Below are 25,685 nucleotides of genomic sequence, written 5' to 3' on the forward strand. Positions count from 1 at the left end.
CTTCGAGTCGATCTGCTCCGATCATAGGAGGCGAACCGGTTGACCGCCTAGGCCGCTCCTGCTCGATCTCCGCCCCTCGCGCGACCCCTTGACCCGGCCCGGCCGAGCCGCGACGCTCGCTCTACACGTCCCGCACCACCCCACCCCTCCCGGAGGTCACCATGAAGGTCGGCTCGCTCGTTCTCCGTCTCGCCGTCGGCGGTCTGTTCGTCGGACACGGACTGCAGAAGCTCCGCGGCTCGTTCGACGGCCCTGGCCTCGACGGCACCGAGCAGATGATGAAGAGCCTGGAGCTGCACCCGGCGCGCCGGAACGCGGTCGCCGCCGCCGTCACCGAGACCGCGGGGGGCGCCGCGCTCGCCCTGGGCCTGGCGACGCCGGTCGCGGCGGCCGGGCTCATCGCGACGATGGTCACGGCCGTCCGCAAGGTGCACTGGTCGAACGGCCTCTGGAACAGCGGCGGAGGCTGGGAGTACAACGGCCTGCTCGCGGCCGCCGCGACCGCGATCGTGGCCGACGGCCCCGGCGCGCTCTCCTTCGACGGCCTCGTGGGGAAGCGGAAGTGGGGCGCCGGCTGGGCGCTCTTCGCCCTCGTCGCCGGCGCCGCCGCCTCCACCGCCGTGATCGAGGCCGGACGCCGCGCCGCACCCGCCGAGGTCGAGGACTCCGGCAGCGACACCCTGGCCGCGCCGGACTCCCCCACCGCGTCGGGCGACACCGCCACCGCATGAGCGCACCCCTGCTGATCGAGTAGCCCGCGCAGCGGGCGTATCGAGACCCGGTAGCGTCGGCACGTGACCGCCTCCACTCCTCCCGCCGTCCGCCAGCTCCGCCTCGTCGTCCAGGTGGACGACCTCGACGCGGCGCTCCGCTTCTACCGGGACACCCTCGGTCTGTCCGAGCGCGCCGCCTTCGAGGGTGACGGCGACGCCCGCGTCGCGATCCTCGAGGCCGGCGTCGCCACCCTCGAGCTGGCGAACCCCGCGCAGGTCCGGATGATCGACGGCCTCGAGACGGACGGCGACACGAGCGACCCCCTCCGCGTCGCCTTCGAGGTCGACGACGCCGCCGCAGCGACCGCGGCCCTCGCCGACGCGGGCGCCGCGCTCGTCGCCTCCCCGCGGGAGACGCCGTGGCGCTCGCTCAACTCCCGCCTGCGCTCCCCCGACGGCCTGCAGCTGACGCTGTTCGAGGAGCTCGGAGCGGCGTTCGAGGACGACGCGGACGACGAGCTCCTCCTCTGGCAGCGCGCCGTCGATCGGCTCGACGGCCTCGAGGATCCGGACGGTGTCGTCGAGCGGATGCGAGTGCTCGCCGCGCGCTACCCGGGCACCGACGGCGTCGCGCACTTCGAGCTCGGCGGCGCCCTGGACAGTGCGGGCCACGAGGCGGAGGCGGCCGCGGAGTACGAGCGCGCCGTCGCCGCCGGTCTCGACGACGAGCGGCTCGCCCGGCTGAGCATCCAGTACGCCTCGACCCTGCGGAACCTCGGCCGGACCGAGGAGGCGATCGTCCTCCTCTCCTCCGCCCCGCAGCACCCGTCGATCGGTGCGGCGCGCGAGGTCTTCCTCGCACTCGCCCTTCACAGTGCCGGTCGCACCGACGAGGCGCTGCGGACCGCCCTCGAGGCGCTCGCCCCGACCCTGCCGCGCTACCGCCGATCGGTCGCCGCCTACGCCGCCGATCTCACCGACTCGGCGCCGCAGAGCTGAGACGGCCGGTCGCCGGACGGCGCGCCCACCGCCGCCGGCCGTCGGCCCTGCTCACTCCGCGAGCAGCGCGTCGATCTGCCCCATCGCCTGGTTCATCCCCTCCTCCATGCCCATCTGCACCATCTGCTCGAGCTGCTCGAGGGTCTCGAAGGAGGAGCGGACGGTCATCCGGGTGCGACCGTCCACCTCGGCGAGGGTGACGACCGCGTGGGTGACCCCCATCGAGTCGTCCGGGCTCCCCTCCTCATCGGCGAAGCCGTCGTCGAATTCGAACCGCGTCGGCTCCTCGACCTTCGTCACCACCCAGTAGCCGCGAGCCTTCTCCCCGTCCGGCCCCGTCATGAAGTACCGGCTTCGCGAGCCCTCCACCGCCTCGTGCGTCTCGAAGGTCGCCGGCCAGGTCGGCGGTCCCCACCAGCGCTCGAGCCGCCGCGGGTCCGCCCAGATCCGCCACACCCGCTCGACGGGCGCCTCGAACTCGGCGGTGATGGTCATGGTCAGGTTCTCGATGTCCTTGACGGACTCCACGACGGTCATCCTGCACGTCCCTTCCTTCGTTCCTCCGGTGGTCGCACCTCGTCCTCGGCGAGGACGTCGGCGATGCGGTCGACGCGATCGCGCCAGAGCAGCTCGTAGGCCTCGAGCAGTCGCGCCGCCCTCCTGAGCGAAGCGACCTCTCCGCTCACGAGCTGCTCCCTCCCGCTGCGGCGCTTGCGGACGAGCTCCGCCCGCTCCAGCACCGCGACGTGCTTCTGCACCGCGGCGAAGGACATCTCGTAGCGTGCCGCGAGCACCGTCACGGACTGCTCCGCTTCCAACACCCGAGCGACGATGTCGCGCCGCGTCCTGTCGGCGAGCGCCTGAAACAGCCGGTCGACATCGCTCTCGTCCTCGATTCGTACAACCATGTGGTTGCACGTTACTCGCGCTCGTCCAAGGCGGCAAGGGCCGCGCTCGGAGCCGCGTCACCACGTGCTCTCCGCGCCGGTCACACGTGTGCCGCCGCCCGGTCCAGCGACCGGGTCGCGGAGTCGAGCACCCAGTCGGGCACGGCGCGGATCTCGAGCACCGACCGGTGGAGCTTCGCCAGCGAGTAGTGCGGGTCGATCCGGAGCGCCTCCTCGAGGTGCCGGGTGGCGATCGAGGAGACGCCGAGCGCCCACCAGCACCAGGCGAGGACGGTCAGCACCGGCGGCCGCGCCTCGACGGGCGCGAGCGCTGCCGCACGAGCGAGCCGACCTGTCGCTCGCTCGGTCCGCTCGAGATCCGGGCCGGGCCCCGTCCCCATCATCAGCGACGCGGAGAGCAGGTCGTGCGCGTCCTCGAGTCCCGCGTCGGCGTCGCCCTCGACGAGCTCGTCCATCGAGCGGCCGGTGCGCACCTGCTCCTCCTCGAGCCGCTTCTGACGCCGCCGCTCCTCGAACGCCGTCTCGCAGCCGAGGGCGATCTGCAGGGTCGCCTGATCGCGCAGCGCCGGGGACTGCAGCACCCGGATCAGCGTGGCCTCCTGCCGCGGTGCCGGCGGACCGTGCAGCCACCGCTCGACCAGGCCGATCACGTCGTGCGCCCCGAGGCCGGATGACGCACGATCGCCTCGACCGTCGCGAGATCGGAGTCCGAGACCGTCGGCAGTGCGGCGAGCGCCGTCACGTCGAGCGGCTCGGGAGCCGCCGCGCGTGCCAGGACGCCGGTCCGGCTCTCCTCGATCTCGGCGAGCGGGCGCGGCTCGCGCGTCTCCTCGATCGAGGTGTAGCGCCCCCAGCCGTCGGCGGCGACGCAGGCCACGCCGACGATCCCGAGGTCGGTCCGCTCCAGCCGCCGGAGGACCGTGCGGCCCAGGTCGAGCAGCGGGATGCCGTGCGCGGTCTCGTAGCTCTGCCGCGTGTAGACGATGGCCAGCACCCCGGTCGTCCGCGAGATCGACGCCGTGAAGCGCTCGCACCGGCCCGCCAGCTCGTCGATCTCCGCTCGGCGCAGTCGGTGAGGGATCGGGAAGCGGAAACCGCCTCCGGCCCGGTTCCCGAGGAACGGGACGACGACGAGGGCGTCCTCCGGATGGAGGCCGATCATCGAGGGGACGGCGGCGAGCAGGTCGGGCAGCCCGCTCACGCGGAGGAGCTCCGGCTCCCGGGAGGGGCTGTGGCGGGCGGTGGCGAGGCGATCGGTAGGAGTCATGCCGGCAACGGTCGTCGTCGCCGCCTCCGCCGTGGGAGCCGGTCGGCGGATCCGTGGAGAGCCGCCGCGACTCCTCTCCTGTGGAGGGACGGCGTCACCTCGATGCAGCCGCGTGCATCCGCTCGAGAGCCGCGCGCACCGCCGCGAGCGTGTCCGGATCCCCGTCCACCCGATGCTCCACGCCCACCGGGACCCAGACCAGCGCCGCGAGCAGACCGGCCACCGTCTCCGCCTCCACCGGCCAGCGCGTCCACCGAGCGTCGAGCGCGACGGATCCCGCCGACCACCGTCCGAAGACCCGCACCACCTCGTCGATCGGCATCGCCAGATCGACCATCAGCTCGTACCGCGCCGTCCGCCCGGACGACGGCACGAACGCCGCGGCGTCGTCCTCGGGGATCCGCCGCGGCTCGAAGTGCACGCGCGTCTCGAGGAGCCGGCTCACCCGGTCGAGCCGGAACGTCCGCCAGTCCTCGCGCTGCCGGTCCCAGCCGACCAGCACCCAGGAGCGGTGCGTGGACACCACCGCGTGCGGCTCGACGACGCGGTCGCTCTCGGCCCCGTCCGCCGCGACGTAGTGGAAGCGGAGCCGTTCGTGGTCGCGGCAGGCCAGCGCCATCCGGCCGAGGATCTCCGGCGGGATCGACGCGGCGCGCGGCCTGGCGGACCGGAGCACGCCGCCGACCGCGCTGACGCGCTCCCGCAGAGCACTCGGCAGCACCTGCTCGAACTTCGCGAGGGCACTCAGCGTCGTCCGCTCGCCGTCGGCGAGCCCCTCGTCGGCCGCGAGCCGGAGTCCGACCGCCACGGCCACGGCCTCGTCGTCACTGAGGAGCAGCGGGGGAACGCGGCTGCCCGGCTCGAGCCGGTAGCCGCCGAGTGCGCCGCGGGTCGCCGCCACGGCGTAGCCCAGCTCGCGCAGCTGCTCGATGTCGCGGCGCAGAGTCCGCTCCGTCACGCCGAGGCGCGCCGCGAGGACCGGCCCCGACCACTGCCGGTGGGTCTGCAGCAGGGCGAGCAGAGCGAGTGCGCGGGAGGTGGTCGCAGCCATGCCGACATCCTGCTTCTCCATCAGGACGTGATCCGACCTGATGCCGCCCTAACGTCGTCCCCGAGAGCCCGGCCGGGCACTCGAAGGACACGGAGCAGGAGAGACACCATGGACATGAAGCTCGAGCTCGTCGCGGTTCCGGTGACCGACGTCGATCGCGCCAAGCGGTTCTACGTCGAGCGGATCGGCTTCGTCGCCGACCACGACCACACGGTGCACGAGGGGCTGCGCTTCGTGCAGCTGACGCCGCCCGGGTCGGCCTGCTCCATCGTCCTCGGCGTCGGCATCACCGAGATGGTGCCCGGCTCGCAGAAGGGCCTGCAGATGGTCGTCGCGGACGCGGCGAAGGCCCGGGAGGAGCTGCTGGCCCGTGGCGCGGAGGTGTCCGAGGTCGACTCGCAGCCCTGGGGCGAGTTCGTGTACTTCGCCGATCCCGACGGCAACACCTGGGCTCTGCAGCAGATCGTGATCCCCGATCTGTCCTGGCGGGGGGCGCTCTTCTCGGCGGCCGGATCGGATTCTGAGACGATCCGCGCCCGCCCGACACTGTCAGAGTGAGAGGGAGAGGAGGTCCGCGGATGACGCCCACTCAGGAGAGCACGTCTGTCGGGGGAACGACGGCCGCGCAGAAGTCGGCCGGGCCGTCCGAGCCGCCGCGAGAGCCGCCGTCGCAGCTGCCGCCGAAGGAGACCGACGCGGAGCTCGTCCGCCGCGCGGCGGCCGGCAGCGAGCTCGCCTTCCGTTCCCTCTACCGTGCCTACGTCCGCCCGGTCTACTGGCTCGCGCACGGGATCCTCCGCGACCCCCGGGACGCGGAGGACGTCGCGCAGGAGACCTTCGTCCTCGCCTGGAGTCGCCTCGGCGGACTCGAGCTGGTGAGCGATTCCCTCCTCCCCTGGCTCGCGACGATCTGCCGCTTCCAGGCGGCCAACCGCCTGCGCTCCCGCCTCCGCGACCGGGAGCGGACCGTCGAGGCCGACGACGAGACGCCCTCGCCGCACGACCTCGAGCAGCAGATCGTCACCGCCGCGCTCGCCGAGGCGATCCTCCGCGAGACGGCCGGGCTCGCCGAGCTCGATCGCGCGATCTTCCGCCTCTGCGCCACCGAGGGGCGCGGGTACGAGGAGGCCGCCGTCACCCTGGGCGTCTCGCACGCCACCGTCCGCAACCGCCTGTCCCGCGTCCGTCGACGCCTCCGCCTGGTGGTCGACGACTTCCGAGGAGCCGAGACGTCATGACCGAACCCACAGACTCGCGGGGAGATGAGCTCCAGGCCTCCGAGCTTGAACCTCCCGAGATCCAGGCCTCAGATCGCCCAGCGCCCGAGCTCGACACCCTCGACGAGGACCGCGTCTCGGCACTCGAGGCGCGGGTCTTCCGCTCCATCAGCGCCGCGCGCCGCGAGAGAGGAGCCCGTCGCCGACGCGTCGCCGCGATCGGGAGTGTCGCCGCGGGCCTCCTCGTGGTCGCCGTCGTCGTCGGCCCCCTGATCGGAGGCGGTGTCGGAGTGGGGTCCGCTTCGAGCGCGGCAGGGTCCTCGAGCGAGGCAGGCGGTCCCGACTCCGGGCAGTCGGGCGCGGAGTACGCGCCGCAGTTCACCGACGGCTCGGCACAGGGCTCGGCGGAGGCACCCGGCGACGCGTCCGCGGAGGGGACCGGCAGGGAGGTCGTCTCCACGGCGAACGCGACGCTCGAGGCCGGCTCCGTCGCCGACGCGATCGCCGCGCTCAGCGCGACCGCCGCCGCGCTCGGCGGCTACGTCGAGAGCTCCAGCATCAGCTCCAGCACCTCCGAGCCGGCGGCCGGAACCGACCCCGCTCTCGACCCGTCGCAGTACGCGCCCCTGCCCGAGGGCGCTGGGAGCGTCTCGATCCGGGTCCCCGCTGACCGGCTCGCCGACGCTCGAGAGTCGCTGGCGGCCCTCGGCACGGTGACCGGCTCGTCGATCGACCGGCGCGACGTGACCACCCAGGCGATCGACCTCCGCGCGCGGGTCGACGCCGCCCAGGCCTCCGTCGACCGGCTGACCGAGCTGATCGCCCAGGCCGGCAGCCTCGCCGACCTCCTCGCCGCGGAGTCCGCTCTCGCCGATCGCCAGGCCTCGCTCGAGTCCTCCCAGCAGCAGCTCGCCGCCCTCGAGGGCCAGGTATCGCTGGCGACCCTCACGGTGACGGTCCTCCCGGAGTCGTCCCCCGTCACCGCAGAGCCCACCGGCTTCCTCGACGGCCTGCTCGCCGGCTGGAACGGTCTGGTCGTCGCCGCGAACGGCGCCCTCATCGGCCTCGGCTTCCTCCTCCCCTGGCTCGCCGTCGTCGCCGTGATCGCGCTCATCGTGGTGGCGGTCCGCCGTCGTCGCGGGCCACCCACCGGCGCGCCGACATCGGGTCGGCCGGGCCCCGATCGGAGCGAGGGCGCCGACGGAAGCACGGTCGAGAGTGCAGGCAGTGGCAGGAGCCGGGCCGCCGGAGGGTGACCGCGCCGCGAGCAGCGGTGACGTCAGCCGCGCAGCACCTTCGTCATCGCCTTGCCCTTCGCCAGCTCGTCGACCAGCTTGTCCAGCCAGCGGATCCGCTGCATCAGCGGATCCTCGACGCTCTCGACGCGCACGCCGCAGACGACCCCCGTGATCAGAACCGCGCTCGGATTCATGGGTGCCGCGGCGAAGAAGTCCTCGAAGGTCGTCCCGGCCTCGAGGTGGCGGCGCAGCTCCTCGTCCGAGAAGCCGGTCAGCCACACGATCACCTCGTCGACCTCGGCCCTCGTCCTCCCTTTCCGCTCGGCCTTCGCCACGTAGTGCGGGTACACGGAGGCGACGCTCGTCGTGAAGATCCGGTGCATGCGTCGAAGGGTAGCCCCGCACCCCCGACCACGGCGAGGCCGCGCCCTGCGGACCCCGCCGATCAGCCCCGCGCCCGCGCCCCGTAGACCGCGGGCGTGGCCGCATCGCCGAGCAGGGCACGCACGCCGAGCTGCTCGCCACCGGCGGGCCGTACGCGCTCCTGTGGGCGTCGTGGAGCGGCCTTCCGCGCCAGTGAAGCGGCAGGGAACGGACAGGCGGAGCAGGCTCCGCCGCTCACCGACGGGATGTCGGTGCAGTGCACGAGAATGACGGCATGCCCGCCGTCGCTCAGGTTCATCACCTCCGCAAGCTCGCCGATGACGACGTCGCCCTGCGCCTTCTCTCGACCGACAACCTCCCCGTCATCGCGGGACTCCTCGGCACGCACCTCGGCGCCGACGAGCGACGGGTCGACGCGGAGGAGCTGTACGAGCGCCTCGACGGCGACCTCGAGCGGCTGCGCGATCAGGGCCTGCACCTCCCTCTGAGCGCGAAGGGCTACTGCGCCGACTGGCGTTCGGCCGGCTACCTCGTGCGTCGGCCGTCGACCGAGGCTCGCGGCGAGACGTTCGAGCTGTCCCCCGAGGCCATCGTCGCGATCCGCTTTCTGGAAGGGCGAGCCGCGCCGCGCTCGAGCGTGACGGAGTCACGGCTCACCGGTCTCGCGACGCAGGTCCGGCTCCTCGCGATCGAGACCGACCCCGACACGAACACCCGGGTCGCGCTGCTCGAGGAGGAGCTCGATCGCATCGAACGACGCATCAGCGACCTGCAGGCCGGAGACGCCCCCACGCTCGACCCCGATCGCGCGCTCGAGAGGGTGCGCGACCTCCTCGCCCAGGCCGCCGAGGTGCCCGACGACTTCGCCCGCGTCCGCGGCGAGTTCGAGGCACTCAATGCGTCACTGCGAGCCAAGATCGTCGAATCCGGCGCCTCCCAGGCGACCGTCGTCGACGAGGTGTTCCGCGGGATCGACCACATCAGCGACTCGGACGCGGGGCGCAGCTTCGCCGCGTTCTCGCAGCTCGTGCTCGATCCCGCGCTCGGCGCGGCGTTCGAGGCGGATGTCCGGCGGATCCTCGACCGCTCGTTCGCCAGCGCTCTCAGTTCGGCGGAGCGCCGGTCGCTGCGCTCCTTCCTGACGACGCTCAAGGGTCGCAGCGCGGAGATCCACGACGTGATCACCCTCTTCGCGCGGGCGCTCCGCCGCTACGTGCAGTCCCAGGACTACCAGCAGGATCGGGTGATGCGCTCGCTCCTCCGGACCGCGCAGCACGCAGGCATCACTGCCGCACCGCACACTCGGCCGTGGTCGTCCGTCGGTCTGACTCTCGACCTCTCCGCGGTCTCGATGACGAGCGTCGGCTCGATCGACCTGCACGATCCGGCCGAGCTCGACGCCACCACGGAGATCCACGAGAACCCCGCGGCGGTCGCCGACCTCGCGCACCTCCGGGCTCTGGCCCGGGAGACCGAGATCGACTTCGACGAGCTCATCCGCAACACGAACGATCTGCTCGCCGCGCGAGGGTCCTGCACGGTGGCCGAGGTCCTGCAGATGCATCCCGCGACGCAGGGCGTCGGCAGCGTCGTCGGCCTGCTCGCCCTCGCAGCCGAGCAGGGAACCGTCGACGACGAGCTCGAGGTGCTCTCCTGGCGCGGCACCGACGAGATCCCACGGACCGCCGTCGTCGCGGCGCACCGCTTCATCGGAACCGTCTCGTGACCGGCGAGCAGCAGGCCGCGCCCTCCTCCGAAGGAACGGACGACCTCGACGGGGCAGGCCTCTGGCAGGGTGATAGCGGGACCCTACCCGACCGGACCCGGCGCGTGCAGCTCCGGCTCATCCGGGGCCCCTACCTCTCGGGAGCACGGGAGCCGCAGCTCTGGGCCGTGCTCCTGAGCGACGAGAGAGTGATCCGCTCGCGACTCGCCGATCTCTTCCTCGAGCTGGTCCTCGACCGCGACCGCGAGTTCGCGTTCGTGCGGAACGCGCCCTCCGACGACGCACCGAGCGCGGTGCGCTCCGAAGCCCTGACCTTCCTCGACAGCGCGATGCTGCTCGTGCTTCGGCAGACCCTGCTGAGCGAGGAGGGGCGAGGACGCGTGATCGTGGGCAGGACCGAGGTGCTCGAGCAGCTGACCGTCTACCGCACCAAGGATCGCGACGAGAAGGACTTCGCAAGCCGCCTGAACGCGTCCTGGCACAAGATGCAGAACAAACTGCGTGTCCTGCACCCGCTGAAGGACGACCGCGCTGAGATCTCTCCGGTGCTGCGGCTCATCGTCGACGCCGACCAGGTCCGCGCCATCACTGCCGAGTACGAACGGATCTCTCGGCAGGGTGCGGCCGCTCCCGAGGCCCTCCGCGACGAGAGCGACGACGAAGACCTGAAGGACGAGGACGACGAATGACGATGCTCACCTTCGACGACGACGCCTCCGACGTGACGCCCGGGCTTGAGCCCACCCGGCAGTGGCGCCTGGCGGAGGTCGAGCTCTTCAACTGGGGCACCTTCTCCGGCCGGGTGAGAATCGGCATCGCGCGCTCCGGCCACCTCCTCACCGGCGCGTCGGGCTCGGGCAAGTCGTCCGTACTCGACGGGATCGCCGCGGTCGTGACTCCCGACCGCTGGCTCAGGCTGAACGCCGCGGCACAGGACGGCGCCTCCAGGCAGAGCGATCGCTCCCTGATGAGCTACGTGCGGGGCGCCTGGACGAAGGAGGTCGACGAGAGCTCCGACCGGGCGACCACGACCTTCCTCCGGTCCCGCGCCACGTGGAGCGGGGTCCTGCTGCGCTACGAGAACCTGCACGACGACCCCGTCGTGCTCGCTCGTGTCTTCCATGCTCCGGGCACCCGCACCGAGACGACCGCGCTGAAGGACGCCCGGATCTTCACGCGCGGCGACCTCGACATCGTCGCCCTTGCGCCGCACGTCGCGAGCGGAATCGATGCGCGGCGGATGTCGGCCGCGCTGCCCGACGCGCTCATCACGACCGGCGGCAAGCACGGCAGGTTCCACGAGCGGGTGGTCCGGCACTTCGGCTTCCGCAGCGACACCACGCTGCAGCTGCTCCACAAGACGCAGTCCGCGAAGAATCTCGGGACGCTCGACGCCCTCTTCCGCGGTTTCATGCTCGAGTCCCCAGCGACCTTCGCGCGGGCCGACAATGCGGTGGAGCAGTTCGTCGAACTCGATCAGGCGCACGCGCACGTCGTCGATCTCCGGCGCCAGGCCGACGCCCTGCGGTCGCTCGACGCCTCGATCACGGCGTTCGATCTCGCCTCCGCCGAGTCGTCCTCGGTCGCCCAGCTGCACGACGCTGTCGAGCCGTACACCGATTCGGTCAAGCGGCGGCTGGCGCACGAGGCGCTCGGCCCCGCGCGCGCGACACTCGCCAGAGCCCGGTCGCGGTTGTCTGAGACCTCGCGCCAGCAGGCGATCGCGCGGGGTGCCCTCGACACTGCCGTCGCGAGGGTGCGGGAGGAGGGCGGCGCTCGTGTCGAGCTGCTGCAGGAGCGGATCACCGCCGCCGAGCGGGCCGAGCGCGAGGTGACACGGGAGCGAGATCGCCTGTCGAGTGAGCTGAAGCGGATCGGCGTTCCGCTGCCTGCCGATGCGGCGCAGTTCGCCGACCTCCTCGCGACGGCCGCCGCCGAGCTGACGAAGCGCGTGGCTCCTGTGCCCCATTCCATCCGGGATGCGGCGAGCGAGACCCGGAAGCGGTTGGCAGCCGTCGAGGCTCAGATCGTCGCACTGCGCGAGCATCGCAGTAATCTCGACCCTCGGCTCCTCGCCGCGCGCCGTTTCCTCGCCCGCTCGCTCGGCGTTCCGGACGCTGCGGTTCCCTTCGCCGGCGAGCTCGTCGCCGTCCTGCCCGAGCACGCGGCCTGGCGCGGCGCGATCGAGCGGGTGCTCGCACCACTCGCCACGACGCTCCTCGTGCCCGACGACCTCCTCCCTGCAGCTCGTCGGGCGTCCGACGCCCGACATCTCGGTGTCCGTCTGGTGATGGAGGCCGTCCCGGAGGTGAGCGAGCCACCTCGCCGACCACGCGACCCCCGCTCACTCCTCCATCGCGTCACGGTGAGTGAGGGCCCGTTCACCCTGTTCCTCCGGCGGCGACTCGCATCCGACTTCGATTTCGCCTGCGTGGCCGACGCCGACGAGCTCGATGACGTCGACCGCGGAGTGACGATCGGCGGGCTCGTCAAGCGCACCTCGCGCCGATACGAGAAGGACGACCGCTCCGCCGTCGGCGATGCGACCCGGTGGCTTCTCGGCGGTGACACGGAGGCGCGGCTGGACGCGCTCCTCGCTCAGCAGCGGGAGGCCGAACGTGCCAGCGCGACGGCCGCCGCAGCCGACGGGAAGGCGGACGCCGCACGAGAATCAGCGCTCGGTCAGCGAGCGGTCCTCGAGAGGGTCGTGACGGTCTCGTGGGAGCGCATCGACCTCGCCGCGGCTGCGGAGCTCAGTGCGGCGCACCGCGCGGAGCTGAGAACTCTGACGTCGCGGTCGTCATCGCTGCGCGACGCGCAGGAGGCTCGGGAGCAGGCGGCCTCGCAGCTCGAGGACGCCACGCACCGGAACGAGTAGGCGCTCCGCGAGGAGGCGATCGCTCAGGGTGCGCTCGAGCGGATCGAGTCGCAGCTCGCTGCTCTGGAATCCGCACCCCCTTCGAGCCTGGACGACTCCTCAGCCGAAGCCCTCGGCGCTCGGTTCCGGGCCGAGAGGCGCTCGCTGACCCTCGAGACCGTGGACGCGATCGCGCGCGCCGTGCAATCGGCACTCTCCCGGGAGAAGGACATCGCCGCGCGACGCAGTGGCGACGCCGCGGCCGCCTTCGCCGCGGGTGCCGCCGCGTTCCGCGCCGCCTGGCCCGCGGCGGGCGCCGATCTGACCGCCGAGATCGCAGACAGGTACGGCTACCGGGCTCTCCTCGAGGGCATCCTCAGCCGGGGGCTCCCGGAGAAGGAGAGCGACTTCCGGCGCCTGCTTCGAGAGCGGTCGCGGGACGTCGTGGCCCACCTCCTCGGCGATCTGCGGGATGCGCCGGGACTCGTCCGGGAGCGCATCCTGCCGGTCAACGCCTCTCTCGGACGGTCTCCGTTCGAAGGACGGGACCGATTCCTCGAGATCGACATCAGGACGACGCGCTCCCCCGAGGTCGAGGACTTCCTCGCGAATCTGCGCCGCATCGTCGAGGGCAACTGGGCCGACGAGTCCGCGGCGGGCGCCGAGCAGCGCTTCGCCGTCCTGCGCACGGTGATGGGTCGGCTGGGCTCGCGGGACCGGGTCGATCAGGACTGGCGCGCTCGCGTTCTCGACACCCGCCTGCACGTCAGCTTCCTCGCCCGCGAGAAGGACGCCGCGGGGACCGTCCTCCGGGTGTACGACTCCGCCGAGGGGCTGTCGGGCGGTCAGCGGCAGAAGCTCGTCATCTTCTGCCTCGCGGCCGCGCTCCGCTATCAGCTCACCGAGGAGGAGGCGGAGTCACCCCGGTTCGGGACGATCATTCTCGACGAGGCGTTCGACAAGGCCGACAGCCGTTACACGCGGAACGCGATGGACGTCTTCCGCTCGTTCGGGTTCCACATGGTCCTCGCCACGCCGCAGAAGCTCCTCCAGACACTCGAGCCCTATGTGGGCGCCATCACCGCGGTGTCCAACCCGGACCGCAACGCCTCGAGGATCGCCGACGTGGTGTTCTCTCCGCAGGAGGCCGGCGGAACGCCTGGAGAGGAACAGCATCGATGACGGCACCTGTCACCGTGGCCGACCTCCGCGACCGCGCCCAGCGGATCTTCCAGCGCGAATCGCGCTCATGGGCTGCGCGCGGCGACCAGGAGCCGATGCTCGATCTCCCGCTCCATGCGCCCACCGAGCGCGATGCATTGACCGATCTGGATGCCGCGCGGACCTGGGTGGAGTCCTGGCGCCGCGCGGCGGAGTCCGGCGAGATCGAGGTCTCCTGGACGGTGCGGAGCTGGTCGAGGGTCGGATCACAGGAGATACCGGAGCGCGCCGTCGTCCGGGGGGCCACCTCGATCGCGCGTGCGGCGGGAGCGGAGCCCGAGTGGCTGCGCCTGCGGCACCGCATCGATGCGCTCCGATCCCTCACCGGTGGCGGAGACGCCGCGGTCGCGACACTGCAGACCCACGCGCGCACCATCACGGCACTGACCGAGGACGACTTCGACCGGCTCGTCGCCGTCCTCCTCTGGCTGCGGGACAATCCGGTCTCGAACCGGTTCGTCCGCGAACTCCCCATTCGCGGCATCGACTCGAAGTGGATCGAGCGACGCCTCGGTCTCGTGACGGCACTGCACCGCTCCACGACCGGCGCCATCGATCTCGGACTGAGGAAGCCGTCGACGCTCCTGCGGGTGCGCATCCTGGACTCCGCCCTCGCCCTGTCCGGACTCTCCGACGTGACGGCGCCGATCGACGATCTCGCCCGGTTGTCCTTCCACCCCTCGAGGGTCTTCGTCTTCGAGAACCTCGCCACGGTCCTGGCGATGCCGGACGTACCGGGCGCGGTCGTCCTGCACGGGGGAGGCGACCGAGCGGGACTGGTCTCGCATCTGCCCTGGGCCCGCGAGGTCACCTACTGGGGTGATCTCGACTCCCAGGGCTTCTCGATCCTGCACCGCCTGCGGGCGCTCGGTGTCGCCGCGACATCTGCGCTGATGGACACGGAGACCCTCCTCGCCCACCGCGACCTCTGGGGGACCGACCCGGCACCCGATCTGGGAGCCCTTCCTCTGCTCACCCGCTCCGAGGACGACGCTCTGAGTCTCCTCAGCACCGCGGGCAACATCCGACTCGAGCAGGAGCGGATCGCCTGGTCGTACGCGCTCGATCGCCTCGGGGCGCTCTGACCACGCGGGGCGCTGATCACGACAAACCCCCGTCACCGTCCTCGCTTCGCTCGCGTCGGCCTCGCCCGATCCCGATGAGAGACAGAACCCGCCAGTGCGCCCACTTCGCGTCACTTCTTCGCTGCGCCGCGGGGTGCTGCCGGACACTCTCAGCGGTCCCGCGCCGATCCCCCGACTCCCCGCAGGACGGCTCCGGAACCACCACTCACCGACGAGAGGTCGCAGAATGCCGTTCGACGAGCACACCGGAGATCAGCACGATCACGACTCCGCCCAGAGGCCGGGAGTCGCCCGACGGTCCACTCTCGCCGCCGCGTGGTCGACGCCCGTCATCGCCGCCTGCGCGGCGGCGCCCGGTGCCGCGGCATCCGTCTCCCCTTCCCCCGTCCTCCCCGAGACCTTCCTGGGGGTGCGCGTCATCGATGCCGGACTCGTGACCACCGACCTGGGTGCCCGTCGGCGCTTCGAGATCTCGGTGTTCGTGAACGGAGACGGGATCACAGGAACTCCGATCGTGCTGCGCCAGGAGGGCAGGGTGGACTTCAGGACGGATCACGACTTCACCCTCGGGTCGACGCAGGTCGTCCGCGTCGGTCCCCGCGGCGGCTACATCCTCATCCCCGCGGGCTCCTACGCGGGTTCGATCCCCTACAGCATCGGCGGTGTCATGAAGGTCGCAGCGCTCGTGAGTGGCGCGCCCTACCCCTTCGTCTACTCCGACCCTCCGCAGCGCGCACACGTGGAGGTGATGGTCACCGGCGGCCCCGCCCATCCCGGGACGCCCGCTCCGGGAAAGATCAGCACTCGGGAGAAGGACGAGCTCACGACGGACTGACACCGGCCCCGCCGCGGGAGCGCGCGAAGGCCCCCGCCTCCCGCCATCGGCGCGAGGGCTGCCGCACGGGCCCGCCGCGCCGCTATCCTCCCGGAGTGCCGTCGCATCGCGACCCGCCGCACACCGCGTCACCTCACCAGAGAGAACCACCGTGAGCCTCCTCCGCACCAAGTCCGTCGAGCAGTCCATCGCCGACACCGACGAGCCCGAGACCCGCCTCAAGAAGTCGCTGAGCGCCCTCGACCTCACCGTCTTCGGCGTCGGCGTCGTGATCGGCGCCGGCATCTTCACGCTCACCGGCCGCGCCGCGCACGACATCGCCGGCCCCGCGATCGTGCTGAGCTTCGTCGTCGCCGCCTTCGCCTGCGCGCTCGCGGCCATGTGCTACGCGGAGTTCGCCTCCACCGTGCCGGTCTCCGGCTCCGCCTACACGTTCTCCTACGCCTCGCTCGGCGAGCTCTTCGCCTGGATCATCGGCTGGGATCTGATCCTCGAGCTGTTCCTCGGGGCGAGCGTGGTCGCCCAGGGCTGGAGCGCCTATCTCGGCTCGTTCCTCGGGCAGCTCGGCATCGTCCTGCCGGCGGCGATCTCCTACGGCGGCGTGGTCGACGTCCCCGCGATCCTGCTGGTGCTCGTGCTCGGCGCCCTGATGACCTTCGGCATCAAGGAGTCCCTGCGCGTCAACCTGGTGCTGGTCGCCGTGAAGCTCTTCATCGTGCTGTTCGTCATCATCGCCGGGCTGCAGTTCATCAACGCGAGCAACTACTCGCCGTTCATCCCGCCCGCGGAGGCGTCGCAGGCCGCGTCCGGTCTCGCCCAGCCGCTGCTGCAGTTCCTCTCCGGCATCGAGCCGGCGACCTTCGGAGTCGGCGGCATCATCGCCGGCGCCTCGCTGGTCTTCTTCGCCTACATCGGCTTCGACGTCGTCGCGACCACCGCCGAGGAGACCCGCAACCCGCAGCGCGACATGCCCATCGGCATCATCGCCTCGCTGATCATCTGCACCGTGCTCTACTGCGCCGTCGCCCTGGTCGTCACCGGCATGGTCCCCTACCGCGAGCTCGACCCCTCCGCCGCCCTCGCCAACGCCTTCGCGTATCACGGCCAGACCTGGATGGCGACGGTCATCTCCGCCGGCGCCGTCGCCGGCCTCACCACCGTCGTGCTGACCCTGCTCATCGGAGCGACCCGCATCATCTTCGCGATGTCGCGCGACGGCCTGCTCCCCCAGCGCCTGGCGAAGGTCCACCCGCGCCTGCGCACCCCCTGGGTCACCTCCGTCGTCGTCACGATCATCGTCGCCCTGCTGGCCGGCCTGACCCCGATCGGCGTCCTCGAGGAGATGGTCAACATCGGCACCCTCTCCGCCTTCGTCCTGGTCTCCGTCGGCGTCATCGTCCTCCGCCGCAAGCGCCCCGAGCTCAAGCGCGGCTTCCGCGTCCCGCTCAACCCCTGGCTGCCCGGCCTCTCCGCCCTGATCTGCACCTACCTGATGCTCAACCTCTCCATCGAGACCTGGCTGCGCTTCCTGATCTGGCTGGCCATCGGCTTCGCGATCTACTTCGCCTACTCCCGCTCCCACGCGAAGCTCGGACAGCTCGCGAAGTAGACCACGGCGCGAGGCCGGCAGCCCGTCAGATCGTGTGCAATGCGCCACTTCGAGGATTCCTCTTGTCTTGTGGTGGGCGCGAACCTACGCTCCTCGATGACGTCGAGGAGGTGGAGCGTGAATCGCGCAGCAGAGTTCCGCAGGGTGATGACCATCGCCGGACAGGTGGCCCAGCAGCAGAGTGAGCCTGTGTCGGCGCTGCACGTCGCCTTCGCCTACGCCGCGTGCCTCGCGCCGGGTGACAGCACCGGACGTGTGATCCAGGCATTCGGCGACGAGCGCGGCTGGGATGCGAGCACCACCGCACGACCCTTCCTTCAACGGCTCATTCGTCATCGACGAGCGGTGCAGTACGACCCCGCAGTCCGTCGGGCAGTCGAGAGGGCCGCCGCGAGCGGATCTCCCGATATCCGGAAGATGCTCGCAGCGCTTCTGAAAGAGGGCGGCCTCGATCCGTTGCGGGAGGCGATCGAGCGGGCCGGTGGCGATCTCTCCCGCTGGCTGGCCACCGATGCCTGACAACGACACTCCTCGCCTGCTCCTCGACGTCCGAAGCCTCGGGAAGCGCATGGGCTCAGTCGATGTGCTCCGCGACGTCTCCTTCACGATCGACGCAGGCGAGGTGGTCGGACTCGTCGGACCCAACGGCGCCGGGAAGACCACCCTCATGCGCACCCTCGCCGGACTGTACGAGCCCTCGCATGGCAGTGCCCTCGTCCTCGGTCACGCGATCGGCACGACCGAGGCTCGACGAGCCCTCAGCCTCATGCCGGAGGAACCGGACCTGTACCCGGGTCTGAGCGTTGTGGAGCACGTCCGGCTGATCGAGCGGCTGAGCGGCTCACCCCGGAACGAGTCGCTCGGACCGTCGCTCCTCGAGCGCTACGGACTGAGCGACAAGCACGACCTCCTCCCCCATCAGCTCTCGCAGGGGATGCGCCGCAAGCTCGCTCTCGTTCTTGCGCTGCTGAAGGGCGCCGGGCTCCTCTTGCTGGACGAGCCGTTCAACGGCCTCGATGCCGTCTCGGTGCGCGAGCTCCGGAACGAGGTCCGGCGGCTGGCCGAGGAAGGCTGCGGCGTGCTGCTCTCCATGCACGGGCTGACCGAGCTGGAGCGCATCGCCGATCGAGCGGTGATCCTGCACGCCGGGAGGATCGCGCACATCGCGCGTCTCGGGCGCGACGATCTCGAGGGGCAGCCGCCTCTGGAGGACGTCTATCTCCGTGTCGTGGGAGCTCTTCGCGATGACGACGACTGAACGAACGCGGCGTCTTCCCCTTGCAGGAGTGCTCGCTCTCTCTCGGGCTTACCTGCGGATCCGCATCCGCAGCACCACGGCCCTCGTGACGAATCCCCTCGCGATCGTCGTCCTCGTGATCGCTGCGTCGGGCGGCGTCTGGCTCCTGGTTCAGGGTGGTGCCGGCGGGTCTCCGACGGAGGCGCCCTCCACGCGGATCGCGGGATTCGTCCTCGGTCTCTCTCTGATCCTGGTGTCACTGACAGCGCAGCGGGGTTCGCCGCTGCGGTTGCAGCCCGCGGACGTGTCCTGGGTGCTGCAGAGCCCGAGTGGTCCGCGGATCGTCGTGGTGGTGCATGCGGTCGGGACCGCGGCGATCGCGTTCGTCAGTGCCTCCACGGCGTCGGCGACGGCGCTGCTTCTCCGCGGAGAGCCGGTCGCGTGGGGCGTGCTCTCGGGGTGCGCGATGACGGCCGTCCTCCTCCTGATCCGGGCGACGTCGTTGACCAGCCATCTCCTCGGAAGAATCGCCCGGCCGGGGCGGCGCCGGATCGGGCTGACCTGCGTCCTCGCCGCGGGCGCGGTCTGGATCGCCCTCGGGGTGCAGTCGCTGCTCGTGGGCGAGGACTCCATCGGGTCGGCCGCGATGAGCGCCGCCGGTCTCCTCTTCGAGGTGATCCTCGCGCCCGAGGCGAGCGGACTCGCGCACGCCTCCGCCACCATCGGCGTTCTCCTGCTGTCGAGCGTCGCCGTCGGCCTGCTCGTCCGGCGAGCCGGAATCTTCGTCGAACCCGCGGTCGAGGAGAGCATCCTCGCGAACCAGCTCACCCGGGTCCTCTCCGGCGCGTCGAACCGGACTCTTGCCGGCCGGGGCTACGCCGTCGGCCGTCCCTCATGGACGCGATGGCCCGACTCCGCGGTCGGCGCGGTCCTCGCGAGTCACCTGGCGCAGACTCGGCGCCGGCGCTGGCAGGAGCCCCGCACTGCGCTCGCCCTCCTCGCCGTGGCGGTGCTCTCCAGCCTGTTGCGGGACAGCGTGCCGATGCCGTGGGGCGGACTTCTCCTCGTGCTGATCCTCGCGCTTCCGGGTCCGTCTCAGGCGACCGCGCAGGACCTCGACCACCAGCACCTCCCGCTCGCGGACGTCTCGATCGCCCGAGCCGGATTCGCCGGTGTCGGCCTTCACGCCCTCATCTCGTCGGCCGTGTCGCTGCCCGCCGTCGTTCTCTGTGCCTCGGTGTACTTGCACGGGATCGGCTGGGGTGTGCTCGCAGTCCTTCCTCTCGCACTCTGCTGCACGAGCGCTGCGCTCGCCGGAGTCGGATCACGCGCCTTCTCGGATCTGCTTCTCGGCCGGGTTTTCGCGGCGCTCGCGCTCACCATGCTGCCGGTGGCCGGCGCCGCCTTCAGCCTTGCGCTCCACGGCCAGGGGAACGATGCACTCCGTGTCCTGCTGACCCTCTCCGGCGCCCTGCTGATCTCCTGCCTGCTCTCCTCCGGTCTCGCCTGGGCCGTCCTCGAGTCCGCCAGACCAGCCCGATCGTGGCGTGCACCCGAGGTCTAGGGTGCAGTCATGCCCCGCGCCATGGCCGACCTCGACTTCCGCCGCCAGCAGTGGGAGCAGCGCTATGCGCCCCACGTCGCCCCGATCAACCGCTGGATCGACGAGCTGCGGAACCCGTACGACCGCGGCTGGCTCCCCTACATCGCTCCCCTGCACGGCGGCACCGAGGCGCGGGTGCTCAGCATCCTGCGCGACCCCGGCCCCGGCACCCGGGACGGCGCGGGCAGCGGGTTCCTCTGCACGGAGAACGACGACGGCTCCGCCGAGCTGATGTCGCGCCTCATCACGGACGTCGGACTCACGCCGTTCGATCTCCTGCAGTGGAACGCCTACCCCTGGTACATCGGCAAGGCACCGACCGTGGAGCAGCTCGACGCGGGGATCCCGACCGTCCTGCACCTGCTCGACCTCGCACCGAGCATCGAGGTCGTCCTGCTGCAGGGCGCCGACGCCGACCACGGCTGGCGCCGCCTGCTCCGCCTGCACCCGGGCATCGAGCGCGAGCGCGGCCTGGCCGTCGTGCGCACGTTCCACCCGTCCCCGCAGGCCCTCTTCACGAAGGACCCGCTCGAGCGGGAGGCGCGAGTGGCTCGGCGGGAGGCGGCCTTCGCGGAGGTCGCGGCACTGCTGCACTGAGCAGCTCGTCTCGCTGAAGAGCTGCCGGAGAAACGACGAAGCCCTGATGAGGACCAGTCCGCGAACGGAGGTCTCATCAGGGCTTTCTGTCGGGCTGACAGGATTTGAACCTGCGACCCCTTGACCCCCAGTCAAGTGCGCTACCAAGCTGCGCCACAGCCCGTGGCAGTCCGGACCGAGGCCCGGGCAACTCGACTACCTTAGCGGATCGCGGGGCCGAGAGTGAAAACGACCGACGCTCGGCGCCCGTAGAATCGCTGAGGCAGTGCGCGCCGGGCGGACCGGAGCGAGCGCCCTACAGGAGGCAGCAGCAGTGGACGCGCGGCAGAAGCGATCGCAGGTGGCCCTGCACCGAGCCATCATCGATCTGGCGACTGCCAGAGACGTCTCCAGCCTCACGGTCTCCGAGATCACCGACCGTGCCGGCGTCAACCGTTCCACCTTCTACGCGCACGCGACCTCGGCCGCCGAGTTGCTCTGTGCGGCACTCGCCGACGAGCTCGACACGATCCGCGACGAGTATCTCGACACCCTCCGAGCCGGAGCGGCGACCGACTCGACCATCCGCCAGGGCACGGCGCGGATCCTCGGTCACCTCGAGTCGCGCCGCGACCTCTACTTGCGCGCGTTCGACGCTCCCGGCGGCGACTCGGGTGTCCGGGCGATGCTCGCGCTGCACTTCCGCGCGGCCGTCCTCGCGACGCTCGAGACCGGGACGCTGCAGCTGCCCGACGGCGACGACATCACCGCGTTCCTCGCGGACGGCACCGCCTCCTTCCTCGCCGCCGGTTCGACCGGCCTGATGGAGGCGTGGCTGCGGCTCCCCGAGCCGCGCACTCCCGAGACCTACCTCGCGGCGTACCGGCGGCTGCTGCCGTCCTGGTGGCCGTTCGCCACGCAGGACTGATCCGTCACGAGTGGTCGGGTCGGCGCGCGGAGCACGACCGTTCGTGACCGATCGATCGCCGGATGCGCGGGCAGCGGCGGATGTACTGGGAAGAGACGCCTGCGCTCATGCTGGTCGAGTAGCCCCGGAGGGGCGTATCGAGACCCACCCACCGTCAGCAGCCCCGGCGCCGTACCTCCGGCGCGCAGAATCACGTCCGGCACGCGGGACCCGCCGAATTCCGCGAACCCGAACGCGAATCCCGTGCCGAAGCTCCCCCGACCGCACCTCTGGCACGCAGAAGTACGTCCGGCTCGCCGAAACCGGCGCATCCGACGAGCCCGAGCCCGAACCACGAGCCGAACCCCGCCCCGCCCACGCCTCCGGCACGCAGAAACGCGTCCGGCTCGCGGGATCCGAGGATCCCCGCGAGCCGGACGCAGAACGACGAGCCGAAGCCGCGCGCGTCAGAAGGCGTCAGCGCGCGCGCTTCTCCCGCACGCGCATGTTGACATTCACCGGCGAGCCCTGGAAGCCGTAGATCTCGCGCAGGCGGCGCGCGATGTAGCGGCGGTAGCCCGGGTCGAGGAAGCCGGTGGTGAAGAGCACGAATGTCGGCGGGCGCGAGGACGCCTGGGTGCCGAACAGCACGCGGGGCTGCTTGCCGCCGCGCAGGGGGTGCGGGTGCGCCGCGGTGAGCTCGGCGAGGAACGCGTTGAACTTGCCGGTCGGGATGCGGGTGTCCCAGGACTCGAGGGCGAGCTCGAGCGCGGGCACCAGCTTCTCGAGGTGACGCCCGGTCTTCGCCGAGATGTTGACGCGCGGCGCCCACGCCACGTGCGCGAGGTCCTTCTCGATCTCGCGCTCGAGGTAGCGGCGGCGCTCGTCGTCGAGGAGGTCCCACTTGTTGAAGGCGAGCACGAGCGCGCGGCCCGACTCGAGCACCAGGTCGATGATGCGGACGTCCTGCTCCGAGATCGGCTCGGAGACGTCGATCACGACGACCGCGACCTCCGCCTTCTCGAGCGCGGTCGAGGTGCGCAGCGACGCGTAGAAGTCGGCGCCCTGCTGCAGGTGCACGCGGCGGCGGATGCCGGCGGTGTCGACGAAGCGCCAGATCTTGCCGGCGATCTCGACCTGCTCGTCGACCGGGTCGCGGGTGGTGCCGGCCAGCTCGTTGACGACGACCCGCTCCTCCCCCGCGGCCTTGTTCAGCAGGCTGGACTTGCCGACGTTCGGGCGGCCGAGGATCGCGACGCGGCGCGGGCCGCCGACCTCGCGCTTGGCGACGAGCGACTCGAGCGGCAGCTTCTCCAGCACCGTGTCGAGCAGGTCGGCGACGCCGCGGCCGTGCACGGCCGAGACCGGGTACGGCTCACCGAGGCCGAGCGACCACAGCGAGGCGGCGTTCGGCTCCTGGCGCACGTCGTCGACCTTGTTGGCCGCGAGGAAGACCGGCTTCTTGGTCTTGCGGAGCAGCTTCACGACGTGCTCGTCGGTCGCCGTCGCGCCGACGTTCGCGTCGACGACGAAGATGACGGCGTCGGCGAGGTCGATCGCGATCTCGGCCTGCATCGCGACGGAGGCGTCGATGCCGCGGGCATCGGGCTCCCAGCCGCCGGTGTCGACGACGGTGAACTGGCGGTCGAGCCAGTCGGCCTTGTACGAGACGCGGTCGCGGGTGACGCCGGGGGTGTCCTCGACGACGGCCTCGCGGCGGCCGAGGATGCGGTTGACCAGCGCCGACTTGCCGACGTTGGGACGGCCGACGATCGCCACGACCGGCAGCGCCGGGAGGTAGCGGATCTCGTCGGGGTCCTCGCTGGCGTACTCGAGGAGGTCGCGGTCCTCCTCGTCGAGGTCGTAGTCCTCGAGTCCGCTGCGCAGCGCCTGGGCGCGCGAGGAGGCGAGCTGCTCGTCGAGGTCGCCGAGGCGCTCGACGAGGTCGTCGTCTCCGAAGTTCAGCTCGTCGTCACCGACGTGCGTGTCCTGTGCCATGATCGGCCCTTGCTCTCGAAGTTCGGACCTCGGCGATGACCGCATCGACGGTCTGCTCGAAGTCGAGGTGAGTGGAGTCGAGAAGAGTGACTCCGTCTGCGGCGTTCATGAAGTCCACCACCTGGGAGTCGGCGCGGTCCCTGGACCGCAGTGCCTGACCCGTCGCTTCAGCGGATTGCGTGGTGACTTCGCGCGAACGCCTCGCCATCCTAGCCTCTTCGCTCGCCGTCAGGAGGATCCGCACCCCGGCGGTCGGCGCCACGACCGTCGTGATGTCGCGCCCCTCGACGATGATGCCGGCCTTGCGGGTCTCGCCGATGATGCGGCGGAACAGCAGCGTGATCCGCCGACGCACCTCCGGCACCTTCGCCACGGCGGACACCTGACCTGTCACCCGGGGCTCGCGGATCGCGGCCGTGACCTCGGTCCGGCCGACCCAGACCGAGTACGACTCGGGGTCGGTGCCGATGGAGTAGTCGAAGCCGTCGAGCGCGTCGACGATCGCGTTCTCGTCGGCGAAGTCGAGCCCGGTGTCGAGGCCGTGCCAGGCGAGCGCGCGGTACGCGGCGCCGGTGTCGAGGAACTCGAAGTCGAGCCGACGGGCCGCCTCGCGCGAGACGCTCGACTTGCCGCTGCCGGCCGGTCCGTCGATCGCAACGACGACGGCGTCGCCGAAGTCGGGCACGTCGTCGCTGCGAGAGCCGCTCGCGCGCTCGGGCGCCGCTCCCCCGTCCTCCGGGATGCTCTGCTGGGCGCGGCGCGCGGGCGTCATCCGGTTCAGGCCGCCCTCCTGCCTGTTCTGCTCCGTGCTCATCCGGCGATCCTCCAGCCGCGTGCGGTCAGTTCCTCGGTCAGCGGGCCGACGGCCTCCGGCACCACCGAGATCTCGGCGAGGCCCACGCGGCGCCCCTCCGCATGCTCGAGGCGCACGTCCTCCAAGTTGACCCCGGCCTCGCCGATCTCGACGAACAGCCGGGCGAGCGTGCCCGGGGTGTCGTCGACGAGGACGATCAGGGTGGAGAACCGCTGGTCCTGGCCGTGCTTGCCGGGCAGGCGGGCGACGCCGGCGTTGCCCGCGGCGAGGTGCTCGGCGAGCAGGCGGCGGGCACCGGGGGCGTCGAGGTCGCGCAGGGCGTCGGCGACCGCGGCGACGTCGTCGCGGAAGGCGTCCAGCACGGCGACCACGTGCTCGCGGTTCGCGCCGAGGATCTGCACCCACAGCTCCGGAGCGGAGGCGGCGAGCCGCGAGACGTCGCGCACGCCCTGGCCGGCGAGCCGCAGGGCGTCGTTCGGCGCGTCGACGAGACGCTGCCCGAGCAGGGAGGAGATCACCTGCGGCGCGTGCGAGACGAGGCCGACCGAGCGGTCGTGCTCCTCCGGGCCCATCTCGATGATCGAGCCGCCGAGGTCGAGCGCGAGCGCCTCGACCCGGGCGAGCGCCTCGGGCGGCGTCTCGCCGTCGCGGCAGATCACCCAGGGCCGGCCGACGAAGAGGTCGCCGCGGGCCGCGACCGGGCCGCCGCGCTCGCGACCGGCCATCGGGTGCGAGCCGATGTAGCGGCTGAGGTCGAGGCCGCGGGCGCGCAGCTCGCGCAGCGGCTGCATCTTGACGCTCGCCACGTCGGTGACGACCGCCTCGGGGAACGCGGCCAGCTCGCGCTCGACGACGCCGGCGACGACGTCCGGCGGCACGCAGACCACGATCAGCACGGGCCGGTCGTCGGCGGTCGCGGCGCGGCCGGCCCCGTAGTCGATGGCGAGCGAGAGGCTGGCGGGTGAGGCGTCGTCGAGGACGACGTCGACCCCGCGCGAGGCGAGGCCCAGGCCGATCGACGCGCCGAGCAGGCCGGAGCCGACCACCCGCACCGTCCCCGTCGTCCGCATCGCGGGCGGGGCGGGGTGCAGGAGCTCGTTCACCCCGACAGCCTACCGATCAGGCCGACGCCGCTTGTCCTGGCCGCTGCGCCGCACACCGGAGTCGGGCCGCTCGGCACCGTTCGCGGAGGGGCGTCGCCGGTCCTGCGGCGGCGTCGCGCGGTCGTCGGCGCGCAGCGCATCGGACGGACGCTCGCGCGGCCGCTCGTCACGACGGCGCTCGTCCGAGCGACGCTCGCCGCGGTCGTCGGCAAGACGCTCGGGACGCTCCTCGGAGCGACGGACGGGGCGATCGTCCGAGCGGCGCTCAGGTCGGTCCTCCGACCGGCGCACGGGACGGTCCTCCGACCGCCGCACGGGACGGTCCTCCGACCGCCGC

General features: G+C 71.7%; 26 protein-coding genes and 1 tRNA gene. 17 read left to right on the top strand and 10 right to left on the bottom strand.

The genetic code is table 11. The features are described 5' to 3' along the window. Nucleotides 1-161 precede the first annotated feature (161 nt). Nucleotides 162-731 (top strand): DoxX family protein, encoded by a 570-nt coding sequence (locus tag EDF22_RS20050; RefSeq protein ID WP_123706581.1) that lies wholly within the window; start codon nt 162-164, stop codon nt 729-731. Between the two features lie 63 nt (nt 732-794). Next, entirely contained in the window at nt 795-1,712 is a 918-nt protein-coding gene (locus EDF22_RS20055) for a tetratricopeptide repeat protein (protein WP_123706582.1), read from the top strand. Nucleotides 1,713-1,763: 51 nt separating this feature from the next. Here the strand turns inward: EDF22_RS20055 and EDF22_RS20060 are convergent, their stop codons facing one another. From EDF22_RS20060 to EDF22_RS20075, 5 genes are all read right to left on the bottom strand, one after another. Further along, the gene (locus EDF22_RS20060; RefSeq protein WP_123706583.1) at nt 1,764-2,249 is read right to left on the bottom strand and encodes an SRPBCC domain-containing protein; all 486 of its coding nucleotides are present in this window, start codon (nt 2,247-2,249) and stop codon (nt 1,764-1,766) included. Beyond that, nucleotides 2,246-2,620 carry a helix-turn-helix domain-containing protein gene (locus tag EDF22_RS20065; RefSeq protein WP_123446055.1) on the bottom strand — a complete coding sequence of 125 codons (375 nt, stop codon included), beginning with the start codon at nt 2,618-2,620 and terminating at the stop codon, nt 2,246-2,248. Before EDF22_RS20065 ends, EDF22_RS20060 begins: the two co-directional genes overlap by 4 nt. Before the next feature lie 80 nt (nt 2,621-2,700). Beyond that, complete coding sequence (locus tag EDF22_RS21160; RefSeq protein ID WP_221180981.1) at nt 2,701-3,270, bottom strand: hypothetical protein; 570 nt, start codon at nt 3,268-3,270, stop codon at nt 2,701-2,703. Beyond that, a complete protein-coding gene (locus tag EDF22_RS21165; RefSeq protein ID WP_221180982.1) occupies nt 3,267-3,887 on the bottom strand; it encodes a DUF4192 family protein in 621 nt (206 codons plus the stop codon). The genes EDF22_RS21160 and EDF22_RS21165 overlap by 4 nt, the downstream gene beginning before the upstream one ends. Before the next feature lie 94 nt (nt 3,888-3,981). Next, entirely contained in the window at nt 3,982-4,938 is a 957-nt protein-coding gene (locus EDF22_RS20075; RefSeq protein WP_185039182.1) for a YafY family protein, read from the bottom strand. A gap of 108 nt (nt 4,939-5,046) precedes the next feature. On the opposite strand from EDF22_RS20075, the gene EDF22_RS20080 reads away from it, so the two are divergent. From EDF22_RS20080 to EDF22_RS20090, 3 genes are read left to right on the top strand one after another with little or no spacing between them, the layout of a single operon-like run. After that, complete coding sequence (locus EDF22_RS20080; RefSeq protein WP_123706586.1) at nt 5,047-5,496, top strand: VOC family protein; 450 nt, start codon at nt 5,047-5,049, stop codon at nt 5,494-5,496. A 20-nt stretch (nt 5,497-5,516) separates the two neighbouring features. Continuing rightward, nucleotides 5,517-6,176, top strand: a complete 660-nt coding sequence (locus EDF22_RS20085; RefSeq protein WP_123706587.1) for an RNA polymerase sigma factor — start codon at nt 5,517-5,519, stop codon at nt 6,174-6,176. Continuing rightward, nucleotides 6,173-7,411 (top strand): DUF4349 domain-containing protein, encoded by a 1,239-nt coding sequence (locus EDF22_RS20090; RefSeq protein ID WP_123706588.1) that lies wholly within the window; start codon nt 6,173-6,175, stop codon nt 7,409-7,411. Before EDF22_RS20085 ends, EDF22_RS20090 begins: the two co-directional genes overlap by 4 nt. 23 nt (nt 7,412-7,434) lie before the next feature. Here EDF22_RS20090 and EDF22_RS20095 read toward each other — a convergent pair whose 3' ends face one another. Further along, a complete protein-coding gene (locus tag EDF22_RS20095; protein ID WP_123706589.1) occupies nt 7,435-7,776 on the bottom strand; it encodes a DUF2200 domain-containing protein in 342 nt (113 codons plus the stop codon). 275 nt (nt 7,777-8,051) lie between these two features. Between EDF22_RS20095 and EDF22_RS20100 the strand changes: the two genes are divergently transcribed. The 11 genes from EDF22_RS20100 to EDF22_RS20150 all read left to right on the top strand — a co-directional run bounded on the left by EDF22_RS20100 (nt 8,052) and on the right by EDF22_RS20150 (nt 20,547). After that, nucleotides 8,052-9,503, top strand: a complete 1,452-nt coding sequence (locus EDF22_RS20100) for a DUF3375 domain-containing protein (protein WP_123706590.1) — start codon at nt 8,052-8,054, stop codon at nt 9,501-9,503. 104 nt (nt 9,504-9,607) lie between these two features. Further along, nucleotides 9,608-10,192 carry a DUF4194 domain-containing protein gene (locus EDF22_RS20105; protein WP_260303584.1) on the top strand — a complete coding sequence of 195 codons (585 nt, stop codon included), beginning with the start codon at nt 9,608-9,610 and terminating at the stop codon, nt 10,190-10,192. After that, a complete protein-coding gene (locus EDF22_RS20110; protein WP_123706592.1) occupies nt 10,189-12,381 on the top strand; it encodes an ATP-binding protein in 2,193 nt (730 codons plus the stop codon). The genes EDF22_RS20105 and EDF22_RS20110 overlap by 4 nt, the downstream gene beginning before the upstream one ends. Before the next feature lie 159 nt (nt 12,382-12,540). Next, complete coding sequence (locus EDF22_RS20115) at nt 12,541-13,542, top strand: SbcC/MukB-like Walker B domain-containing protein (protein ID WP_123706593.1); 1,002 nt, start codon at nt 12,541-12,543, stop codon at nt 13,540-13,542. Beyond that, nucleotides 13,539-14,666 (top strand): Wadjet anti-phage system protein JetD domain-containing protein, encoded by a 1,128-nt coding sequence (locus tag EDF22_RS20120; RefSeq protein WP_123706594.1) that lies wholly within the window; start codon nt 13,539-13,541, stop codon nt 14,664-14,666. Before EDF22_RS20115 ends, EDF22_RS20120 begins: the two co-directional genes overlap by 4 nt. 226 nt (nt 14,667-14,892) lie before the next feature. Beyond that, a complete protein-coding gene (locus EDF22_RS20125) occupies nt 14,893-15,501 on the top strand; it encodes a hypothetical protein (protein WP_123706595.1) in 609 nt (202 codons plus the stop codon). A gap of 151 nt (nt 15,502-15,652) precedes the next feature. After that, a complete protein-coding gene (locus tag EDF22_RS20130; protein WP_123706596.1) occupies nt 15,653-17,110 on the top strand; it encodes an amino acid permease in 1,458 nt (485 codons plus the stop codon). Nucleotides 17,111-17,227: 117 nt separating this feature from the next. Continuing rightward, entirely contained in the window at nt 17,228-17,629 is a 402-nt protein-coding gene (locus EDF22_RS20135; protein WP_148059255.1) for a hypothetical protein, read from the top strand. A gap of 49 nt (nt 17,630-17,678) precedes the next feature. Further along, complete coding sequence (locus EDF22_RS20140) at nt 17,679-18,368, top strand: ABC transporter ATP-binding protein (RefSeq protein WP_185020440.1); 690 nt, start codon at nt 17,679-17,681, stop codon at nt 18,366-18,368. Nucleotides 18,369-18,396: 28 nt separating this feature from the next. Further along, nucleotides 18,397-19,911, top strand: coding sequence for a hypothetical protein (locus EDF22_RS20145; RefSeq protein WP_123706599.1), 1,515 nt, complete (start codon nt 18,397-18,399; stop codon nt 19,909-19,911). 9 nt (nt 19,912-19,920) lie between these two features. After that, nucleotides 19,921-20,547, top strand: coding sequence for a uracil-DNA glycosylase (locus EDF22_RS20150; RefSeq protein ID WP_123706600.1), 627 nt, complete (start codon nt 19,921-19,923; stop codon nt 20,545-20,547). 89 nt (nt 20,548-20,636) lie between these two features. Here the strand turns inward: EDF22_RS20150 and EDF22_RS20155 are convergent. Next, nucleotides 20,637-20,710, bottom strand: a tRNA-Pro gene (locus EDF22_RS20155). 177 nt (nt 20,711-20,887) lie between these two features. On the opposite strand from EDF22_RS20155, the gene EDF22_RS20160 reads away from it, so the two are divergent. Continuing rightward, a complete protein-coding gene (locus EDF22_RS20160; RefSeq protein ID WP_148059256.1) occupies nt 20,888-21,454 on the top strand; it encodes a TetR family transcriptional regulator in 567 nt (188 codons plus the stop codon). A gap of 456 nt (nt 21,455-21,910) precedes the next feature. On the opposite strand, the gene der is transcribed toward EDF22_RS20160, so the two are convergent. Genes der through EDF22_RS20175 form a run of 3 tightly spaced genes read right to left on the bottom strand, consistent with a single transcriptional unit; the run spans nt 21,911 to nt 25,315 of the window. Then, the gene (gene der, locus EDF22_RS20165) at nt 21,911-23,431 is read right to left on the bottom strand and encodes a ribosome biogenesis GTPase Der (RefSeq protein ID WP_123706602.1); all 1,521 of its coding nucleotides are present in this window, start codon (nt 23,429-23,431) and stop codon (nt 21,911-21,913) included. Next, complete coding sequence (gene cmk / locus EDF22_RS20170) at nt 23,406-24,245, bottom strand: (d)CMP kinase (protein WP_260300665.1); 840 nt, start codon at nt 24,243-24,245, stop codon at nt 23,406-23,408. Before cmk ends, der begins: the two co-directional genes overlap by 26 nt. Further along, nucleotides 24,242-25,315 (bottom strand): prephenate dehydrogenase, encoded by a 1,074-nt coding sequence (locus tag EDF22_RS20175; RefSeq protein ID WP_123706617.1) that lies wholly within the window; start codon nt 25,313-25,315, stop codon nt 24,242-24,244. Before EDF22_RS20175 ends, cmk begins: the two co-directional genes overlap by 4 nt. Nucleotides 25,316-25,685: the final 370 nt, after the last annotated feature.

Origin of the sequence: Rathayibacter sp. PhB127, assembly GCF_003751665.1 — a bacterium.
In the GTDB taxonomy this organism is placed as follows: Bacteria; Actinomycetota; Actinomycetes; order Actinomycetales; family Microbacteriaceae; genus Rathayibacter; species Rathayibacter festucae.

Excerpts from the sequence above, each read along its gene's own strand:
- EDF22_RS20050 (WP_123706581.1), top strand. The coding sequence starts at position 162 with ATGAAGGTCGGCTCGCTCGTTCTCCGTCTCGCCGTCGGCGGTCTGTTC.
- EDF22_RS20060 (WP_123706583.1), bottom strand. The coding sequence starts at position 2,249 with ATGACCGTCGTGGAGTCCGTCAAGGACATCGAGAACCTGACCATGACC.
- EDF22_RS20065 (WP_123446055.1), bottom strand. The coding sequence starts at position 2,620 with ATGGTTGTACGAATCGAGGACGAGAGCGATGTCGACCGGCTGTTTCAG.
- EDF22_RS21165 (WP_221180982.1), bottom strand. The coding sequence starts at position 3,887 with ATGACTCCTACCGATCGCCTCGCCACCGCCCGCCACAGCCCCTCCCGG.
- EDF22_RS20075 (WP_185039182.1), bottom strand. The coding sequence starts at position 4,938 with ATGGCTGCGACCACCTCCCGCGCACTCGCTCTGCTCGCCCTGCTGCAG.
- EDF22_RS20080 (WP_123706586.1), top strand. The coding sequence starts at position 5,047 with ATGGACATGAAGCTCGAGCTCGTCGCGGTTCCGGTGACCGACGTCGAT.
- EDF22_RS20085 (WP_123706587.1), top strand. The coding sequence starts at position 5,517 with ATGACGCCCACTCAGGAGAGCACGTCTGTCGGGGGAACGACGGCCGCG.
- EDF22_RS20090 (WP_123706588.1), top strand. The coding sequence starts at position 6,173 with ATGACCGAACCCACAGACTCGCGGGGAGATGAGCTCCAGGCCTCCGAG.
- EDF22_RS20095 (WP_123706589.1), bottom strand. The coding sequence starts at position 7,776 with ATGCACCGGATCTTCACGACGAGCGTCGCCTCCGTGTACCCGCACTAC.
- EDF22_RS20100 (WP_123706590.1), top strand. The coding sequence starts at position 8,052 with ATGCCCGCCGTCGCTCAGGTTCATCACCTCCGCAAGCTCGCCGATGAC.
- EDF22_RS20110 (WP_123706592.1), top strand. The coding sequence starts at position 10,189 with ATGACGATGCTCACCTTCGACGACGACGCCTCCGACGTGACGCCCGGG.
- EDF22_RS20120 (WP_123706594.1), top strand. The coding sequence starts at position 13,539 with ATGACGGCACCTGTCACCGTGGCCGACCTCCGCGACCGCGCCCAGCGG.
- EDF22_RS20125 (WP_123706595.1), top strand. The coding sequence starts at position 14,893 with ATGCCGTTCGACGAGCACACCGGAGATCAGCACGATCACGACTCCGCC.
- EDF22_RS20140 (WP_185020440.1), top strand. The coding sequence starts at position 17,679 with ATGGGCTCAGTCGATGTGCTCCGCGACGTCTCCTTCACGATCGACGCA.
- EDF22_RS20150 (WP_123706600.1), top strand. The coding sequence starts at position 19,921 with ATGCCCCGCGCCATGGCCGACCTCGACTTCCGCCGCCAGCAGTGGGAG.
- der (WP_123706602.1), bottom strand. The coding sequence starts at position 23,431 with ATGGCACAGGACACGCACGTCGGTGACGACGAGCTGAACTTCGGAGAC.
- cmk (WP_260300665.1), bottom strand. The coding sequence starts at position 24,245 with ATGAGCACGGAGCAGAACAGGCAGGAGGGCGGCCTGAACCGGATGACG.
- EDF22_RS20175 (WP_123706617.1), bottom strand. The coding sequence starts at position 25,315 with ATGCGGACGACGGGGACGGTGCGGGTGGTCGGCTCCGGCCTGCTCGGC.